Origin of the sequence: Stutzerimonas marianensis (assembly GCF_022810315.1) — a bacterium.
Taxonomy (GTDB): Bacteria; Pseudomonadota; Gammaproteobacteria; order Pseudomonadales; family Pseudomonadaceae; genus Stutzerimonas; species Stutzerimonas marianensis.
The window spans coordinates 1-334 of record NZ_JALGRD010000078.1 but is presented as its reverse complement, the minus strand read 5'-3'; the positions used below and the strand labels follow the sequence as shown (position 1 = coordinate 334).

The following is a 334-nucleotide window of genomic DNA, read 5'->3' as shown; positions in this document are numbered from 1 at the left end:
CGCCATCATGACGGTGGTGTGGGGAATTATCGGAATGGGTCTGGGCGTGTTCATCGCCGCACAACTGGTGTGGCCTGAGCTGAACTTCGACCTGCCGTGGACCAGCTTCGGCCGTCTGCGTCCCTTGCATACCAACGCGGTGATCTTCGCGTTCGGCGGTTGCGCCTTGATGGCGACCTCCTTCTATGTCGTGCAGCGTACCTCCCAGGTACGTTTGTTCTCCGACACTCTGGCCTCGTTCGTGTTCTGGGGCTGGCAAGCGGTGATCGTGCTCGCCGTGATCACGCTGCCGCAGGGCTTCACCAGCTCCAAGGAATACGCCGAACTGGAATGG

At 60.8% G+C, this 334-nt stretch carries 1 protein-coding gene; it reads left to right on the top strand.

Annotated elements, in window-relative coordinates:
* On the top strand, positions 1-334 hold a 334-nt coding region (locus tag MST27_RS22315), incomplete at both ends, for a cbb3-type cytochrome c oxidase subunit I (protein WP_243608023.1).